We start from the raw sequence: 16,389 nt of genomic DNA, 5'->3' as shown, positions 1-16,389 counted from the left end.
AGGGTCAGAACCCCGCCCGGGCAAAACCCAGCCCCGCCGGCGATTGAGGCGCGGGGTCCGGGGCGGAGCCCCGGCAGCGCAGCCGCCCCGCGCAAGGGCGGAACCCGGGCAAAACCCAGCCCCGCCGGCGATTGAGGCGCGGGGTCCGGGGCGGAGCCCCGGCAGCGCAGCCGCCCCGCGCAAGGGCGGAACCCGGGGGAAACCCAGCCCCGCCGGCGATTGAGGCGCGGGGCCGGGTCCGGATCCGGGGCAGCGTCACGCGTCCAGGTGGCCCGTGTCGTTCCAGCGCTCCAGCGCGGGCGCTCCGTACGCCCAGCCCAGGACCGACAGCGACGTCGGCTCCAGCCGGATCCGCGCGCCGAAGGAGACCTCGTAGCCGAGCCACCGCGCGGCCAGCGTCCGCAGGATGTGGCCGTGCGCGAAGACCAGGACGTCCCGCTCCGCCGAACGCGCCCAGGCGACCACCTCGTCCGCCCGCGCGCCCACGTCCGCGACCGACTCCCCGTTCGGGACGCCGTCGCGCCAGATCAGCCAGCCGGGCCGGACCGCCTGGATCTCGGCCGGGGTCATGCCCTCGTAGTCGCCGTAGTCCCACTCCATGAGCGCGTCCCACGGATCGGCCTGCGCGCCGAACCCGGCCAGGTCGCAACTCTCGCTCGCGCGGACCAGCGGGCTCGTGCGGACCTCCACGCCCGGCAGGCCGTTCCACGGGGCGCGGGCCAGTCGCTCGCCGAGCAGCTTCGCGCCCTGCCGGCCCTCCTCCAGCATCGGTACGTCCGTGCGTCCGGTGTGCTTGCCGAGCTTGGACCACGCCGTCTGGCCGTGACGGGCCAGCAGGATGCGGGGGGCCATGTGAGTTCTCCCGTGCGTGCGATTCTGTGCAGATATGCGGCTATTCGAACGATTCCATCGTCGGTACATCATCCAACACGTGAACGGCCGGTGAGCCCACTCGCCCCCGCATCGATTTCCGGACGAAGCCCGCGATTGTCAGTGGCGGATGGGACACTTCCGCGGGTGAGCTCTTACCCGCCCAGCAGCCCTGCGCAGCCGACCACGCTGCGGCAGCGGCTCGCCGGTCTGCGCGGCCCCGCCGTGCCCCCGCGCCCGCTCGACGCCCGGGCGCTGGCCGCGCTCGCCGCCAACCCCGGCTGCGGCAGACGCGCCCTGCTCGACGGCGCCGGCGTGGACAAGACCGCCCTCGCCTCGGCCCTCGGCTCGCCCGCCGCGTTCGGGCAGTCGCAGTTCGCCATCGTGCGCGGCAACTCCTTCGAGGCCAAGGTCAAGGGCGACGGCGGCGCCGAGCTGCTGCGGCTGGTGCACGAGCACCTCGGCGCGGGTGCCGAACCGCCCGGCCGGGACGCCCTCGTGCCCGATCTGGCCGCTGCCGGCCCCGAGGGCCGCGCCGCCCGGACCGCGCTCGCCCTGCGCGAGGCGACCGGTGCGAAGGCCTGGACGCTGCTGGACCACCCGATGCTGGCCCTGGAGGTGGCGGGCTCCCCCGCCTACCTGGAGCCCGATGCCGTCGTCGTCCATCCCGACGGCCGCTGGACCGTCGTGGAGATCAAGTCGTTCCCGATGATCGACGGCTCCGCGGACGCCGCGAAGGTGGGCGCCGCCGCCCGCCAGGCCGCCGTGTACGTGCTCGCCCTGGAGAAGACCGCCGGGAAGCTGGCCGGCGCCGAGGTCGGGCACACCGTGCTGCTGGTCTGCCCGAAGGACTTCTCCAACCTGCCCACCGCCTCCGCCGTCGACGTCCGCCGCGAACGCTCCGTGACCCGCCGCCAGCTGGAACGGCTGACCCGGGTCGAGGATCTGGCCGCGGCCCTCCCCGCGGGCCTCAGCTTCGACCCGGCGCGCACCGCCGAGGAGCTCGCCGAGGCCGTGGCCGCGGTGGACGCGTCCTACGCCCCCGAGTGCCTGGCCGCCTGCGAGCTGGCCTTCCACTGCCGGGAGCGGGCCCGCGCCGCCGACGAGGTGACCGCGCTGGGCCGTTCCGTACGGGGTGAGCTGGGCGCGCTGACCACCGTCGAGGCGGCCCTCGCGGCGGCCGCGGGGGCGGGCCCCGCGGGTGATCCCACGGCCGATGCCCTGCACCACGCCGCCCGGCTGCGCGCCGAGGCGCTGCGCTCGGCCGAGGAGGCCGCCGCATGCCCCTGCTGAACACCCTGGCCCGGCTGGAGGCCGTACGCGCGGGCCGCGCCCAGCCGCTCGCGACCGTGCGGCACCGGCACCTGAGCGAGAACCCCCTGGTCTTCGTGCCGCTGACGACGGCCGGTGAGGCCGGTGCCCCGCTGGGCGCGATGATCGGCACCGACCGGCACGAGCCGCGCGTCTTCGTGATACCGCAGCCGCGCGACCGCGACCTGCGCTGGGCGTTCCTCGCGGACCTGGCCGTGCAGGTACTGGACCACATCGACGCCTACGCGGACGCCGTGGAGCTCGTCGAGCGCAGCGAGACCGACCCCGAGACGGGGAAGCGGTCGAAGGTCGAGGCCGAGCTGTGCCTGGACGCGCCGCAGCTGATCGTGCCGAGCCGGGCGGGCATCGAGTACGTCCGGCTGCTGGGGCGGTCGATGCGTTTCCGGCGCACGGCCGAGGAGGATCCGGAGAACCCGTATCCGGCCCCGGCCCGGGTGCCGCTGCTGGGCCGCTGGTTCACGCACCTCGCCGAGCGCTCGCGCGTGCCCGGCTCCTCGATGCTGCTGTCGGCGACCGAGCTGCTGTCCCGGCACTGGGCGACGGGCCAGAGCAGCCTGGAGGACCAGCACCTGGCGGCCCTCCTGGCCTGGATAGCGCCCCCGGAGGGCGAGTCCGGCGCCCGGGCGGCGGAGCGGGCCGAGCTGGCCCGGGACCGCGACGGCCAGCTGCTGGTCCCGCCCGCCGGTCCGGCGACCGACCCGGCCTTCGACAACAAGCTGCTCGCCCCGGCGATGGCCCGCTACGACGCGGCGCGCACGGCGGAGCCCTGCGACGCGCGGGCGGTGGCCCGCGCCGAGGAGGGCGTACGGGCCCTGGTGGCCGCGCAGCTTCGGCCCACCTGGGACGCGGTGTGGCAGGCCCTGGACCTGGTCCGCACCCTGCCGCCCGGCGAGCGGACCGAGGAGCGCTGGACCCGCGACCGCTGGTCGTATACGGGCCACCGGGACCGCGTACGGGCGGGCGAGCCGCCGCAGCCGCGCCGCGACGACGCGGTGACGGCGGCTCAGAAGCTGGCCACGCGGGAGACGGAGCAGGCGCGGCTCGACGCGCAGGAGTCGCTGGACGACCCCCTCGTCATGGCGGGCCGGCGGCTCGCGGGCGAGGCCTTCGCCGGTGAGGTCACCGAAGTGGTGATGGAGTGGACGGACTCGAAGCGGCCGAGCCCGCGTCCGCTGGTGACGGTGGCCACCGAGGACCGGCCGGGGCTCGCGGACGGGGGCGGCGGGAAGGTGTTCCGCTCGCTGGACGGGCGGCCGCAGTCGGCGCAGTTCGTGCGGTACGAGTCCGAGGGCCGGGTCGTGCTGCGGCTGCTCGACAAGATGGGCCGCGGCAGGGATCCGGAACCGGGGACGGTGCCGGAGAAGGGCGACCGGGTGTGCTGGACGCTCTTCGAGCACGACGCGCGCGGCGGCCCGAGGCTGCCGGCTCCGGAGAACACCCCGTGGACGCACGGTGGCCCGCCGGGACACCTGACCGCCCCCGCCCTGCCCGACTCCGTGACCGACGAGGACCTGCTGTGACCGCGACCTTCGACCCGGGGGCCGCGGCCGCCGAGGCGACCGCCGCCATCCTGCGCGACACCCTGCACGGGGCCGAGCGGGGCGTGGTCGTCGACTCCCCGCCCGGGGCCGGCAAGTCCACGCTGGTGGTCCGGGCGGCCCGGGAGCTGGCCGCTGCCGGGCGCCGGCTGATGGTCGTGGCGCAGACCAACGCCCAGGTCGACGACCTGGTGCTGCGGCTCGCCGACAAGGATCCGGGGCTGAAGGTCGGCCGGCTGCACAGCAGCGACGGGGACGCCTACGACCCCGCGCTGCGCGACCTCCCCTCGGTGACCCTCTCGGCCAAGCCCGGCGATCTGGCCGAACTCCCCATCACCATCTCCACGGCGGCGAAGTGGGCCTACGTCAAGGACACGGAGCCGTGGGAGCACGCGATCGTCGACGAGGCGTACCAGATGCGCTCCGCCGCGCTGCTGGCGGTGGCGGGCCTGTTCGAGCGGGCGCTGTTCGTGGGCGACCCGGGGCAGTTGGACCCCTTCAGCGTGGTCGGCGCCGAGCAGTGGGCGGGGCTCTCCTACGACCCCTCGGCGTCGGCGGTGTCGACCCTCCTCGCCCACAACCCGGGGCTGCCGCAGCACCGGCTCCCGGTGTCCTGGCGGCTCCCGGCGTCGGCGGCGCCGCTGGTCTCCCGCGCCTTCTACCCGTACACCCGGTTCCGCAGCGGTACCGGCCCGGGCGAGCGGCGGATGTCGTACGGGGTCCCCTCGGACGGCTCCGGACCGGACCGGGTGCTGGACGAGGCCGCGGAGTCGGGCTGGGGGCTGCTGGAACTGCCCGCCCGGCACACCCCTCGCACGGACCCGGAGGCGGTGGCGGCGGTGGCCCTGGTGGTCCGGCGGGCGCTGGACCGCGGGACGGTGACCACCGACGAGCAGTCCCCGGACCCCACGCCCCTCACCGCCGACCGGATCGCCGTGGGCACCGCCCACCGCGACCAGGCGGCCGCGGTCCGCGCCGCCCTGTCCGCCCTCGGCGTCACGGGCGTCACGGTGGACACCGCGAACCGCCTGCAGGGCCGCGAGTACGACCTCACGGTGGTCCTCCACCCCCTGTCGGGCCGCCCGGACGCCACGGCCTTCCACCTGGAGACGGGCCGCCTGTGCGTGCTGGCCTCCCGCCACCGCCACGCGTGCGTGGTGGTGGCCCGCGCGGGCATAGCGAAGCTCCTGGACGACCATCCGTCGACGGAGCCGGTGCAGCTGGGGGTGACGGTCAAGTTCCCGGACGGCTGGGAGGCCAACCACTCGGTCCTGGCGCACCTGGCGGAACACCGGGTGAGCTGGCGGCCGTAGGCCGTCCGCCGGCCTGCTGCTACCGGGACGGCTTGCGTTCGGCGCCGAGGCGGATGCGGAGGGTCTCGCCCACCTCGGCGAGGACGGCGAGCTGCTGCGGGGTCAGGACGTCGATCAGGTGGCGGCGCACGGACTCGACGTGGAGCGGGGCCGCCGCCTCGATCGTCTCGACGCCGGCCTCCGTGAGGACCACCTCCGCGCCCCGGCCGTCGGCTGCGACGTCTTCGCGGCGCACGATGCCGCGGTGCTCCATCCGGGTGAGTTGATGGGACAGCCGGCTGCGCGACCAGTGCATCATTTCGGCCAGTCTGCTGATGCGCATGCGGTGGCCGTCCTTGGCGCCGAGCACGGACAGGACGTCGTAGTCCGCCTCGGAGAGGGCGCTGTCCTGGCTGAGATCCCGTGCGATCTCCGCGTTGACCAGCGGGAACATCCGGCGCCAGGCGTACCAGGCGTCCTGCTCGGGCTCCGTGAGCCAGCGCGGCGGCTCGGATGCGGGGGTCATGTTCCGCACTCTAGTCAGATCGGTGACACATCACCTACCTGGTTGACATGTCACCAATCCCCGGCTTTTATAGGTGACACGTCAACAACCATCTGCATCGACCGACCGGGAGTTCCACGCCGTGACCCGTCTCCACGTCATCTCCGCAGCCACCCGCCCGACCTCCTCCGGCCGCCCGCTCGCCCAGTGGGTCGCCGAGCAGGCCCGCAGCCGGGGCGACTTCGAGGTCACCCCCGTCGACCTCGCCGAGATCGCACTGCCCTTCCTGGACGAGCCCGAGTACGCCTCCAGCGGCAACTACGCCCACCAGCACACCAAGGACTGGAGCGCGCTGATCGAGTCGGCGGACGCCCTCCTCTTCGTGCTGCCGATGTACAACGGCGGCTTCACCGCCCCCTTCAAGAACGCCGTCGACTTCCTCTACAACGAGTGGAAGGGCAAGCCGGTCGGCATCGTCAGCTACAGCGCCGGCCCCACGGGCGGCGTCCCGGCAGCCCAGATGCTGCTGCCGGTGCTCACCCAGGTGGGCATGGTTCCCGCCGAGCGCTCCGTGGCGGTCCCGCGCATCCCGGCACTGATCGGGCCGGACGGGTTCCAGGCCCCCGAGGGCCTCGCGGGCGAGCTGGCCGGCGTGCTGGACGACGTGGCGCTGCTGGCCGCGCAGCGGGCCTCCGAGGCCGTGTCCGCCTGACCGGCGCGCGCGGGCCCTTCGTGCGCCCTTGCGGGCCGTTGGACAATGGACGGTGGCCCGGAAAGCATTCGCACGCGCAGCAGGAGGACACGCATGGCAGAGCCCGAGCGGACCGAGCGGAGGCTGCGGCCCGCACCGCTGCTCTTCGAACCGTCTGAGGTCGTGGCGGATCCGGAGCACTTCTTCGACCTGGAGTCGATAGAGGACCCCCGGGAGCTGCTCGCCCGTGCGACGGAGCTGACTCTGGCGTTCCGGGCCGCGCAGGAGCGTGCGGTGGAGTTCCAGGCGGTGGCCGCGGCGCAGCTGGCCGATCCGCGGCGGTTCGACCGGATGTCTCCGGCGGCCATCGCCGAGCGGGCGGAGTGGACCGAGGACTACGCCCTCAAGATGATCGAATTCGGCGAGTCCCTCCAGCACGGCACGGACACCCCGTAGCAACGCCGGAGCACAACCAGCCCCTCCGGCGCGTGAGGAGCGGGGTCCGGGGCGGAGCCCCGGCAACGGCGCCGCGGCCGGCTCCGAGCACCCGCACCGCCGAGCGCAGCGGACTGGCATATGCGGGGCGCAACATACCCCAGCACGCCCCACCCTGTCCTCGTTTTCGGTAACTCCTGGAGAGCGGTACGTCACACCGGGTAGACCTGGCGCATGACTCCCGGCTGCCCCGCATTCGAAGTGGACGTACGTACCGCGCCCGCCACCCACGTCACCCCGCAGGGCGCGCACTGGCTCGCATCAGCCAGTGCGCATCCGGGGCTGACCCTCGCGGCGTGGCAGGCGCGGCCCGCTTCACCCGCCGCGCTGCCGTGCGGGGTGGCCTTCGACGTCGTCAACGTGCCGCTCGTGGCCGGGCGCCGGATCCTGGACCTGCTCTGGGCCGAGGGGCCCGGCTGCGGCCCGGTCGCCGTACACCGGGGGCGGATGCTGCTGTTCGCCTCGCCCGGCACGGCCCACCGGCTGCCCGCGCTGCTGGCGTGGGAGGAGTGGGGAGGTTCCCGTACCGTCCCGGCGCCGCTGTGCCACGGCCGGGGCGACGCCGTCACCGTGCCCCCGCTGGCCGCCGAGCCGGGCCCTTCGCGCTGGCTGGTGGCCCCCGATTCCCGCTCCCCCTGGCTCCCCGGACCCGACGCCCTCCTGTGGGCTTTCGTCCGCGCGGCCCGAGCTGCGGATATCGATTTTTAGTTCCGCGGAACCTCCTGGTAATGTCTACGACGTCAGCAAGCGCCGCTAGCTCAGTTGGTTAGAGCAGCTGACTCTTAATCAGCGGGTCCGGGGTTCGAGTCCCTGGCGGCGCACAGACGGAAGAAGACCCCCACTCCTCGGAGTGGGGGTCTTCTTCGTTTCCCGGACGCCTGCCGGGCGGCGCGCTAGGTGGTGATCTTCACCGTGTACGCGCCCGACTGCGTGCGGTCCGCGACCTCGATCCTGATCCGCTCCCCCGGCACCGTGTACGTCTCGCCCACCTCCAGCGGGGCATCGGCGAGCGGGGGGTACACCGAGTGCTCCCAGCAGGCCTCCGTGCGCGGATGCCCGTCCAGCACCTCGATCGGTCCGCCGCCCGACGAGGCCTCGTTGCGCACGCGGTAGACGAGGACGCCTTCCGTGCAGGTGTTGCCGTCGTTGCCGGCGGAGCCCCGCGCCTCGATGGCGATCGCGCTGCCGGGGCCCGTACGGATCACCGCGAGCCGGGTCCCGCCGGTGCCGCCGCTGGGCGGGGCCTGGGACAGCGGCTGCAGGGTGTGCAGCGAGGAGCCCGACTGCACACAGTCCACCTGGGAGGCGTCCAGCCAGCCCAGCTTCCACTTGTTCCAGGCGAAGAGGTCGGGGGCCATGCCGAACTGGCTGCCCATGACGTCCCAGTCGCCGACGTACGTGTCCCAGTCGCCCTTGCCGTCGGTGGGCCGGTGGTAGAGGTCGGGCAGGTCGAAGACGTGGCCGGTCTCGTGCGCCAGGACGTTGCGGTCGGGCGGGTGGCGTTCGAAGACGGTGACGATCCGCCGCAGCTCCGTGCCGTCCGCGACGATCGGCTGCTCGAAGTTGACGACCTTCGTGGCGTCGGAGTCGACTCCGGGCGCCTCCGGGTCGGCGACGAAGTAGACGACGTCGTACCGGGAGAAGTCCACCTCGGCGTCGGCGGCGGCGACCGCGTCGCGCAGGTAGGCCGCCCGGTCCCCGGGAGCCCAGTCGCGCCTTATCCCGTACGCCGTGGACGGTTTCGGCATCCGGATCCAGCTCTTCTGCGGGTGCGGGACCAGGTGGAAGCGGCCGTACGAGGCCTGCTCGAAGAAGTTGCCGGTGGCGGGGAAGTAGTCGGCGGTGATCTGCGACGGCGTGAGGGCGGTGCGGTGGTCGGGGAACGAGAGGAAGACCATGACCGCGTTCAGGGTGCGTTCGGGCTTGGGGTAGGCGCCGTTCCAGGAGTCCAGGCCGAGGGAGTGGTGGGCCGCGGTACGGGTCAGCGCGCAGGGTCCGGCCCCGGAGTCGGCGACCGCGGGACCGGCGACGAGCGACATGGCGGCGAGCGCCGACAGCGAAGTGAGCGCCGCGGCTGCACTTCGCAGGCGGGAGCGGTCCACTCCCCCGGGTGTCTGCTGTCGCGGCACATCGACCTCCGGTGGTGGATTCCTACCCTCTCGTCCCACCTTGAGGCGATTGTCTTACTAATGCCTTGTTCCGCTGCCCCACACGAGTGAGCGGTACGGCAAGCCGGTGACCCCCGGACTTCACGCAGGTACTACAGAACGTCACGACCGATCACGTGAGATCAGCAGCGGCCCCGTCATGCTCACAGCCGCGCAGAAACGATCGCCCCACCTTTGGCCAACGATTCGTCATCACGCCGAACCGCCGCCCGCCGCACGGCGACGCCGCTGGATAGGGCCTCCCGGCTGCCTCTATGATCGGCACACTTTCCTGCACGGACACCCACACGCATTGCGGGAGCCAACGGTGAGCGGAACCCCAGAAGGAACCGGTTCGGCGGCCGACAGCATCCGCTCGGCCGTCACGGAGCGTCACCCCGTCGTGCCGGCGACGGCAAGCGCGGCCCGCGCCGAGGCCGAACGGCGCGACTACCGGGCCGCCTTCAACGCGGCCCACCTGCCCATGGCCGTCGTCGACCGCGACGGCTACGTCGTCACCGCCAACCAGGCCTTCGCCGGCCTGCTCGGCGCCGAGCCGCACGAACTCGCCCACCGGTGCGCCGCCGACCTGGTCGACCTGGCCGCGGAGGCCCGCACCTGGGCCGCGTACCAGGAGGTGCTCCGCGGGCGGCAGGCCCGGCTGCGCTGCACCCGGCGCCTCAAGCACCCCGACGGGCACTCCTTGTGGACCGAGGTCACCCTGGGGCCCGTACCCGGGACCGGCGACGTCCTGCTGTCCGTCGCCGACATCAGCGACCGGCGCGACCTCCAGGCCCGGCTGCGCCACCTCCAGATGCACGACCCCGTCACCCGGCTGCCCAACCGGGCCCTGTTCTTCGAGCGGCTCTCCGCCGCCCTGGAGGCCTCCTCGTACGAGTACGGAGGCGGCACCGGCCGGATCGGGCTCTGCTACCTGGACCTCGACGGCTTCAAGGCCGTCAACGACACCCTCGGCCACCGCGTCGGCGACCGGCTGCTGACCGCCGTCGCCGCCCGGCTGACCCAGTGCGCCGACCAGTCCGGATACGGGCGTACGGGCGGCCACCTCGTGGCGCGGCTCGGGGGCGACGAGTTCGCCCTGCTCGTGGAGGACTCCACCGGCACCGAGCAGCTCGCCGACCTGGCGCGGAGCGTACTGGCCGCCGTGCAGGAGCCGTTCGACCTGGCCGGGCAGCGGCTGTCGGTCTCCGCGTCCATCGGGGTGGTGGAACGGGCCACGGCCGGGACCTCGGCGACCGGTCTGATGCAGGCCGCCGACACGACCCTGTACTGGGCCAAGGCGGACGGCAAGGCCCGCTGGACCCTCTTCGACCCGGAGCGCAACGCGCACCGCATGACCAGGCAGGCGCTCTCCTCCACCCTGCGGCCGGCCGTGGAGCGCGGGGAGTTCGCGCTGGAGTACCAGCCGCTGGTGGACCTGGAGAGCGGCGCACTGCGGGGCGTCGAGGCCCTGGTGCGCTGGAACCATCCGCAGTTCGGCACGCTGACGCCGAATCGGTTCATCGGGATCGCCGAAGAGGACGGTTCCATCGTCCAGTTGGGCCGGTGGGTGCTGCGCACGGCCTGCCGGCAGGCGCGGCGGTGGCAGATCGAGCAGCCCAGCGACGCACCGGTCTTCGTCTCGGTCAACGTCGCGGTGCGCCAGGTATGGGACTCCGACCTGGTGGGCGACGTCGCGGAGATCCTCGCCGAGACCGGTCTGGCACCGCAGCTGCTCCAGCTGGAGCTGACCGAGTCCGCGGTGATGGGCTCGGCGGGCCGGCCGCTCCAGGCCCTCCAGGCCCTCAGCGACATGGGCGTCCGCATCGCCATCGACGACTTCGGCACCGGGTACTCCAACCTCGCCTACCTCAGCCGGCTGCCGGTCTCGGTCCTGAAGCTGGACGGCTCCTTCGTACGCGGCTTCCGCTACGAGGAGGGCACCCACCCGAACCCGGCCGACGAGACCATCGTCGAGGCCCTGGTCCAGCTCGCGCACCGGCTCGGCCTCACCGTCACCGCGGAATGCGTGGAGACCGCCGGCCAGGCGGCCCGGCTGCGGCGCGTCGGCTGCGACACGGGCCAGGGCTGGCTGTACTCGCGCGCGGTCCCGCCGGATGCGATCGCCCGCATGATCGGCCGCCAGGCCTCCGAGGCGGCTGCCGCCGCTGCTTCGGCCGAGCAGGACGGGCCCGCCCCGCACCCCCTGGTCTGAGGCAACTCCCGCCCCTCCCGTAACAAAACAAAACGAAACGGAATCTGTCGGTCATTAATGATCATCGGGTTTAGCCTGAAGCCGACCCATTCGCCGTCAGACCACGGCGAATCGCTCGACCGAGGGGGAACCTCCATGAACACGCGCCGCGTCGCGCTCGCCCTGACCGCCGCCGCCCTGGCTCCGGCCCTGCTGCTCTCCACCCCGTCCTTCGCCGCCACGGCCCCGGCCACCACGCCGGTGTGCGGGGCGACGGCCAAGGTCGCCGCCAAGGACACGGACAACGCCTTCACCATCGTCAAGCTGCTGACCGACCGCGCCTGCGGCAAGGGAGTGATCCGCGAGGCCAACGCGGCGCTTTCGGGCACCCCGCAGGACCGCGTCACCTTCCTGACCACGGGCCTCGCGAAGGCCCGGGACGAGGACAACGCGGTCGCCATCCTCCGGATCCTGGGGGGCAAGCCGGGCAGGGCCGTGGTCCGCGAGGCGAACAAGGCCCTCGACGGCACCGCCGCCGACCGCGCCGCGTTCCTGGCGACCGGCCTGCGGCTGGCCCAGGCCGAGGACGACCGCGTCACCACCCTGCGCATCCTGGGCCGCCCCGGCATCAGCGACGCCCTGCGCGCAGCGGCCAACAAGGCACTGGACGGCAGCCCGGAGGACCTCCGGTACTTCGTGACGGTCGGCCAGTACCAGGTCTGAACCGGGCCTGCCCGCTCAGAGGCTCCGGATGAAGGCCGCGAAGGCCTCCGGAGTCACTGAGAAGGCGGGGCCGTCAGGGTTCTTGGAGTCCCGGACGGCGACCTGGCAGGGCTGGGCGGCGACCTCGACACAGTCGCCGCCGGTCCCGCCGCTGTACGAAGCCTTGCGCCATGCGGCGCCGCCGAGGGGGGCGCACTCGACGCATTCACCGCCGTTGGTGCTGCTGTAGGACGACTTACGCCACGGCAAGGCCGTCAGGTCCAGATTGGTGCCCATACCGTTCCTCCATTACCCGCGCGATCAGAAGGGCCGAGGCCGCCGGCGACAGGGCTTCGGCTTGCAAGCGAGCGTATCCGACGGACCGTTCCTTGATCACTTTCGGATCGGCCGTCATACGGCCCGAGTCATAGCTCTCCGTGTAGAAGAGATCCGGGTCGCCGTCGAAGCGGAGGAGGGTGAACGAGCCCGTCATCCCGGTGTGTTCACCAGCCGAGAAGGGCATCACCTGAAGCTGCACCCATGGCCTGTCGGCAAAGCTCAACAAGTGGGCCAGCTGATCGCGCATGACCTCCCGGCCGCCGACGTTCCGGTGCAGCAGCGCCTCGTCGAGCACCACCAGCAGCACCGGAGGCTCCTCCCTCATCAGGATGCGCTGACGCTCCATTCGCGCCGCCGCGATCTCGTCGGCCCGATCGGGAAACTCAACGCTCACGAGGGCCTTCGCATACGCCTCCGTCTGCAACAGCCCGTAGACCACCTGCGCCTGGAACGTGGAGATGAACGCCGCCCGGGCCTCCATCTCCGCGTACGCCTGGAACCACGTCGGCAACGCACTCCGCAGGACCAGCCCCACCAGCCGGGAGAAGTGCCCATCCGTACCGAGGGCCGCGTCCACCCTCTCCGAGAAGTCCCGCGTCGGGACCCTCTTCCCGTTCTCGATCATCCCGATCAGCGAACCGGTACAGAAGATGATCGCGCCCAGCTGGGCCTGTTTCAGCCCCGCTTCCTCCCTCAGCCGCCGCAGCTCGTAGCTGTAGTAGTCCAGCGGTGAGGCGCTGGGATCGATATCGCGGGCCTGGACCATGAGACGGCACCCCCAAGCGGAACTGAGCGTATGGCCGAGCGTAGCGACGCCGACACGGCGCGGTGTCCGGAATCCGGCAACCATGTGACACACCTCCGCCCCGCCCCCGGAGAGGGGACGGGGCGGCGTGCCGCTCGGCGCGGGGTGGGGGGAGATCAGCAGGCGCCGAGGTCCTTCCAGACACCCCATTCACCGGTGGTGCCCGGCGTCTCGTTCTGCGTCCACCACTGGGCCTTGTACTTGCGCCCGTTGTACGAGACCTCCTGGCCACCCGTGTAGACCGTGCCCGCGACGTACGCCGGGGTCGAACCGCAGCCGGACGGCGGCGTGGTGGTCGGCGGGGTCGTGGTCGGAGGCGTGGTGGTGGGCGGAGTCGTGGTCGGCGGGGTGGTGACCGGCGGCTGGGTGGCTCCGCCGAGGGCGTCCGAGATCTGGTTCAGCAGGGTGGTGTTGTCGTCCAGGCCGAGCAGGGAGTACATCATCGCGCCGGCCAGGCCGCGGCTCTTGCCGTAGTCGACCCGGGCCTGGACGGACCTCTGGTTGAGGCCCGTGAACCACTCGCCGTCCTTGTAGAAGTACGAGGCCTTGGCCTGGTCGTCCCAGAAGGTGGTCGCGGCGTTGTCGACGATGCCGCCGAGCTCCTTGTAGTTCGCGATGCCCGCCTGCTGGCTGGTGGGCCGGGCGGCCGAGGCGCCGGTGGCGGGCTGGGCGAGGCCGTTGGCGGCGCCGGCCGGCACGCCCTTCCAGCCGCGGTAGTAGAACTCGTAGCCCAGGGTCAGCTTGTTGGCGGGGAAGCCGCCCGTGATGCCGTAGGCGGGGTTGCCGTCGATCCAGGAGTCGATGGCGTTGTCGATGCTGTACTTCTGCGTGCCGGGGGCGATCGGGTCGGTCGGGTCGTTCGCGCCGGAGTACAGCGGGGACTGGTGGTACGTCGGCCCGTCGCCGTCCCATGCGCCGTGCATGTCGTAGGTCATGATGTTCGCGTAGTCGAGGTACGCGCCGATCTTGTCCGTCTCGATGTTCTTGATCTTGTCCTGGCCGGCCGGGAGGGCCGAGGTCAGGAGGTACTTCTTGCCGCCGTTGGCCGCGCCGTAGGCGTCGAGCTGCTCGCGGAACTCCTTGAGCAGGAGCGTGAAGTTCTGCTTGTCCTCGGGGGCGTAGTGGTTGCCGAGGTGGCCGCCCGACGAGCCCGGGTACTCCCAGTCGATGTCGATGCCGTCGAAGATCCCGGCCGCGCTGCCGGCGCCGCCGTAACCGCCCTCGACCGGCAGGTTGCCCTTGATGTACTGGTCGATGCAGGAGGAGACGAGCTTCTTGCGGGAGGCGTCGGTCTTCGCCGCGTCGCTGAAGTACTTCGAGTACGTCCAGCCGCCGATCGAGATGTTGATCTTCAGGTGGGGATACTTGGCCTTCAGCTGCTTGAACTGGTTGAAGACGCCGACGATCGGCTGGTCCCACTTGTCGGCGACACCGCTGACGCTGTCCGCGGCGCTGAAGGACTTCTGGTAGTCGGCGTACGAGTCGCCCGCGCCGTCACCGGCGTTGGGGTTGTTGTCGTCGCCCGCCGCCTTGTTCGCCTCGAAACAGGTGAGGTTGGTGGGGTGGATGTTCCCGAAGGAGTAGTTGATGACATCCAGCTTGCCCGCTATGCCGCGCGTGTCGAGGTGCTTGGGATAGAAGGCGTTCCCGTACACGCTCCACTGGTCGTAGTAGGCGATCTTCACGCCGCCGCTGCTCACGGTGGCGGCGTCGGCGGCCTGTGCGGCGCCACCGAGTCCCGCGAAGGCCGCCAGCGATCCGGCGGCGAGCGCGACCGTGGCGGCGGCCGCGACGAGGGGTTTACGGATGTGCATGAACTCGCTCCGTGGGGGTGGGAGGGGAACGCGGCAGATCAGGTGTGAGAAGTGATAGCGATCGCCGGACACCCGAGTCAATGGTTTGGACCAAAGAAGGACTAGACCACTCCCCGCACAAATCCCTTGGTCAGAGACCTGAGAACGCGTCAAAAACCGCCCGTCACCCCGGGTGACGAGCGGTTTAAGGCTCTCTTCAGGCACACTCCCGCAAGGTTTCGGCAACAAACCAGCCGAACCCCGTTCGCATACGGTCAACCAGCGGTGGGACCCTGCGGCTCCATCCCGTACGCATCTGCGACGAGCTCGTACGAACGCAACCGGGCCTCCCCGCCGTGGGCGTTGGCGGTCAGCATCAGCTCGTCCGCACCCGTCCGCTTCACCAGGCCGTCGAGGCCGGCCCGGACCTCCTCGGCGGTGCCGTGGACCACGTTCGCCAGCCAGCCGTCCACGAACTCCCGCTCCAGCGGGGTGAACGCGTACGCCGCCGCCTCCTCGGGCGTCGGGATCAGACCGGGCCGCCCGCTGCGCAGCCGCAGCATCGACAGCGCGCCCGTCAGCACCTGGGCGCGGGCCTGCGCGTCGGTGTCGGCGGCGAGCGCCGCCACGCCGATGACGGCGTACGGGGCGTCCAGTGCGGCCGAGGGGCGGAAGCTCTGCCGGTAAAGGTCGAGCGCGGGCAGGGTGCCTGCCGCCGAGAAGTGGTGGGCGTACGCGAACGGCAGGCCGAGCTCCCCGGCGAGGCGGGCACTGAAGCCGGAGGAGCCGAGCAGCCACAGCGGCGGCCGCCCCGTGGGGCCCTGGACCGGCCCCGGCACGGCGTGCACGCGGGCGTACGGGTGCCCGTCCGGGAAGTCGTCGTCGAGGAAGCGGGTCAGCTCCGCGAGCCGCCGCGGGAACTCGTCCGCGGCTTCGTCGAGCCGGCCCGGCCCGCGCAGGGCGGCGGCCGTGCGCCCGTCGGTGCCGGGGGCGCGGCCGAGCCCGAGGTCGATCCGGCCCGGGGCGAGCGCCTCCAGGGTGCCGAACTGCTCGGCGACGGCGAGCGGGGCGTGGTTGGGCAGCATGACCCCGCCCGAGCCGAGGCGGATCCGGGAGGTGTGCGCGGCCAGGTGGGCCAGGATCACGGCCGGGGAGGAGCTGGCGACCCCGGGCATGGAGTGGTGCTCGGCGACCCAGTGGCGGTGGTAGCCGCGCGACTCGGCGAGCCGGGAGAGGGCCACGCTGGTGCGCAGCGCCTCGTGGGCGGTGCGGCCGGCCCCGACGGTGACGAGGTCCAGGACGGAGAGGGGCACGGGCGCACTGCCCGGGGCGGTGCCGCGGACGGCATCCCCCGCTCCGCGCCCGCCGCCGTGCCGCGGTGCGTCCCCGGTGTCGTTCATCGTCTCTCCCGTCCCGCGTCCTCGTCCGTACGAGGAGTTCGAACCGTGGGCGGCGGCCGGGCATTCCCGGCGCCGAGGACGATGCTCATGACGTTGGCATATGCCAGCGGAGTAGCCACAGGCGAGGAGGCGCGATTGAGCCATCAATCTCCTCAACAGGCGCTCCACATGGGCCTCTTGATGGCTATCGCGGTAGAGCAAGCGGTAACAACCTGGTAGGGGGAAACCGTGGCGCTGAAGCCCGAGCCGACCGCGCCGTTCCACTCGGTGCAGTACGCACTGCGCG

General features: G+C 72.3%; 14 protein-coding genes, 1 tRNA gene and 1 pseudogene. 9 read left to right on the top strand and 7 right to left on the bottom strand.

Annotated elements, in window-relative coordinates; all coding sequences use genetic code 11:
• Positions 1 to 255 precede the first annotated feature (255 nt).
• Positions 256 to 852, bottom strand: coding sequence for a histidine phosphatase family protein (locus tag ACIGFK_RS41775; protein ID WP_376655670.1), 597 nt, complete (start codon positions 850 to 852; stop codon positions 256 to 258).
• Positions 853 to 1,017: 165 nt separating this feature from the next.
• Between ACIGFK_RS41775 and ACIGFK_RS41770 the strand changes: the two genes are divergently transcribed.
• The 3 genes from ACIGFK_RS41770 to ACIGFK_RS41760 are packed head-to-tail and all read left to right on the top strand — an operon-like array spanning position 1,018 to position 5,053.
• Positions 1,018 to 2,163, top strand: a complete 1,146-nt coding sequence (locus tag ACIGFK_RS41770) for a hypothetical protein (protein WP_386467857.1) — start codon at positions 1,018 to 1,020, stop codon at positions 2,161 to 2,163.
• Positions 2,151 to 3,722 (top strand): hypothetical protein, encoded by a 1,572-nt coding sequence (locus ACIGFK_RS41765; protein ID WP_376655668.1) that lies wholly within the window; start codon positions 2,151 to 2,153, stop codon positions 3,720 to 3,722. The genes ACIGFK_RS41770 and ACIGFK_RS41765 overlap by 13 nt, the downstream gene beginning before the upstream one ends.
• On the top strand, positions 3,719 to 5,053 hold the full coding sequence (locus tag ACIGFK_RS41760) for an AAA domain-containing protein (protein WP_400056064.1): 1,335 nt from the start codon (positions 3,719 to 3,721) through the stop codon (positions 5,051 to 5,053). Before ACIGFK_RS41765 ends, ACIGFK_RS41760 begins: the two co-directional genes overlap by 4 nt.
• A gap of 19 nt (positions 5,054 to 5,072) precedes the next feature.
• Here the strand turns inward: ACIGFK_RS41760 and ACIGFK_RS41755 are convergent, their stop codons facing one another.
• Entirely contained in the window at positions 5,073 to 5,558 is a 486-nt protein-coding gene (locus tag ACIGFK_RS41755; protein WP_376655666.1) for a MarR family winged helix-turn-helix transcriptional regulator, read from the bottom strand.
• 121 nt (positions 5,559 to 5,679) lie between these two features.
• On the opposite strand from ACIGFK_RS41755, the gene ACIGFK_RS41750 reads away from it, so the two are divergent.
• From ACIGFK_RS41750 to ACIGFK_RS41735, 4 genes and pseudogenes are all read left to right on the top strand, one after another.
• Positions 5,680 to 6,249 (top strand): NADPH-dependent FMN reductase, encoded by a 570-nt coding sequence (locus ACIGFK_RS41750; protein ID WP_376655665.1) that lies wholly within the window; start codon positions 5,680 to 5,682, stop codon positions 6,247 to 6,249.
• 93 nt (positions 6,250 to 6,342) lie between these two features.
• Positions 6,343 to 6,684 (top strand): hypothetical protein, encoded by a 342-nt coding sequence (locus ACIGFK_RS41745; RefSeq protein WP_376655664.1) that lies wholly within the window; start codon positions 6,343 to 6,345, stop codon positions 6,682 to 6,684.
• A 213-nt stretch (positions 6,685 to 6,897) separates the two neighbouring features.
• Positions 6,898 to 7,480: pseudogene (locus ACIGFK_RS41740) on the top strand (bifunctional DNA primase/polymerase).
• Positions 7,471 to 7,544: transfer RNA gene (locus ACIGFK_RS41735), tRNA-Lys, on the top strand. The pseudogene ACIGFK_RS41740 and the gene ACIGFK_RS41735 overlap by 10 nt, the downstream one beginning before the upstream one ends.
• A gap of 72 nt (positions 7,545 to 7,616) precedes the next feature.
• Here ACIGFK_RS41735 and ACIGFK_RS41730 read toward each other — a convergent pair.
• Positions 7,617 to 8,852, bottom strand: coding sequence for a M6 family metalloprotease domain-containing protein (locus ACIGFK_RS41730; protein ID WP_376655663.1), 1,236 nt, complete (start codon positions 8,850 to 8,852; stop codon positions 7,617 to 7,619).
• Positions 8,853 to 9,198: 346 nt separating this feature from the next.
• On the opposite strand from ACIGFK_RS41730, the gene ACIGFK_RS41725 reads away from it, so the two are divergent.
• Together ACIGFK_RS41725 and ACIGFK_RS41720 are read left to right on the top strand one after the other, a co-directional pair.
• Positions 9,199 to 11,085: a putative bifunctional diguanylate cyclase/phosphodiesterase gene (locus tag ACIGFK_RS41725; protein WP_400056062.1), complete on the top strand. Its 1,887-nt coding sequence runs from the start codon at positions 9,199 to 9,201 to the stop codon at positions 11,083 to 11,085.
• Between the two features lie 135 nt (positions 11,086 to 11,220).
• The gene (locus ACIGFK_RS41720) at positions 11,221 to 11,787 is read left to right on the top strand and encodes an ALF repeat-containing protein (protein ID WP_400056060.1); all 567 of its coding nucleotides are present in this window, start codon (positions 11,221 to 11,223) and stop codon (positions 11,785 to 11,787) included.
• Positions 11,788 to 11,802: 15 nt separating this feature from the next.
• Here ACIGFK_RS41720 and ACIGFK_RS41715 read toward each other — a convergent pair whose 3' ends face one another.
• The 4 genes from ACIGFK_RS41715 to ACIGFK_RS41700 form a co-directional block, all read right to left on the bottom strand.
• A complete protein-coding gene (locus ACIGFK_RS41715; protein ID WP_400056059.1) occupies positions 11,803 to 12,063 on the bottom strand; it encodes a DUF397 domain-containing protein in 261 nt (86 codons plus the stop codon).
• A complete protein-coding gene (locus ACIGFK_RS41710; protein ID WP_386467864.1) occupies positions 12,023 to 12,871 on the bottom strand; it encodes a helix-turn-helix transcriptional regulator in 849 nt (282 codons plus the stop codon). The genes ACIGFK_RS41715 and ACIGFK_RS41710 overlap by 41 nt, the downstream gene beginning before the upstream one ends.
• 155 nt (positions 12,872 to 13,026) lie before the next feature.
• On the bottom strand, positions 13,027 to 14,724 hold the full coding sequence (locus ACIGFK_RS41705) for a glycosyl hydrolase family 18 protein (RefSeq protein WP_376655658.1): 1,698 nt from the start codon (positions 14,722 to 14,724) through the stop codon (positions 13,027 to 13,029).
• Positions 14,725 to 14,978: 254 nt separating this feature from the next.
• Positions 14,979 to 16,103, bottom strand: coding sequence for an LLM class flavin-dependent oxidoreductase (locus tag ACIGFK_RS41700; RefSeq protein WP_400056057.1), 1,125 nt, complete (start codon positions 16,101 to 16,103; stop codon positions 14,979 to 14,981).
• Positions 16,104 to 16,389 lie beyond the last annotated feature (286 nt).

Source organism: Streptomyces sp. NPDC085524, assembly GCF_044541755.1.
Classification (GTDB): Bacteria; Actinomycetota; Actinomycetes; order Streptomycetales; family Streptomycetaceae; genus Streptomyces.
This window is presented reverse-complemented; position numbering and strand designations above follow the sequence as displayed.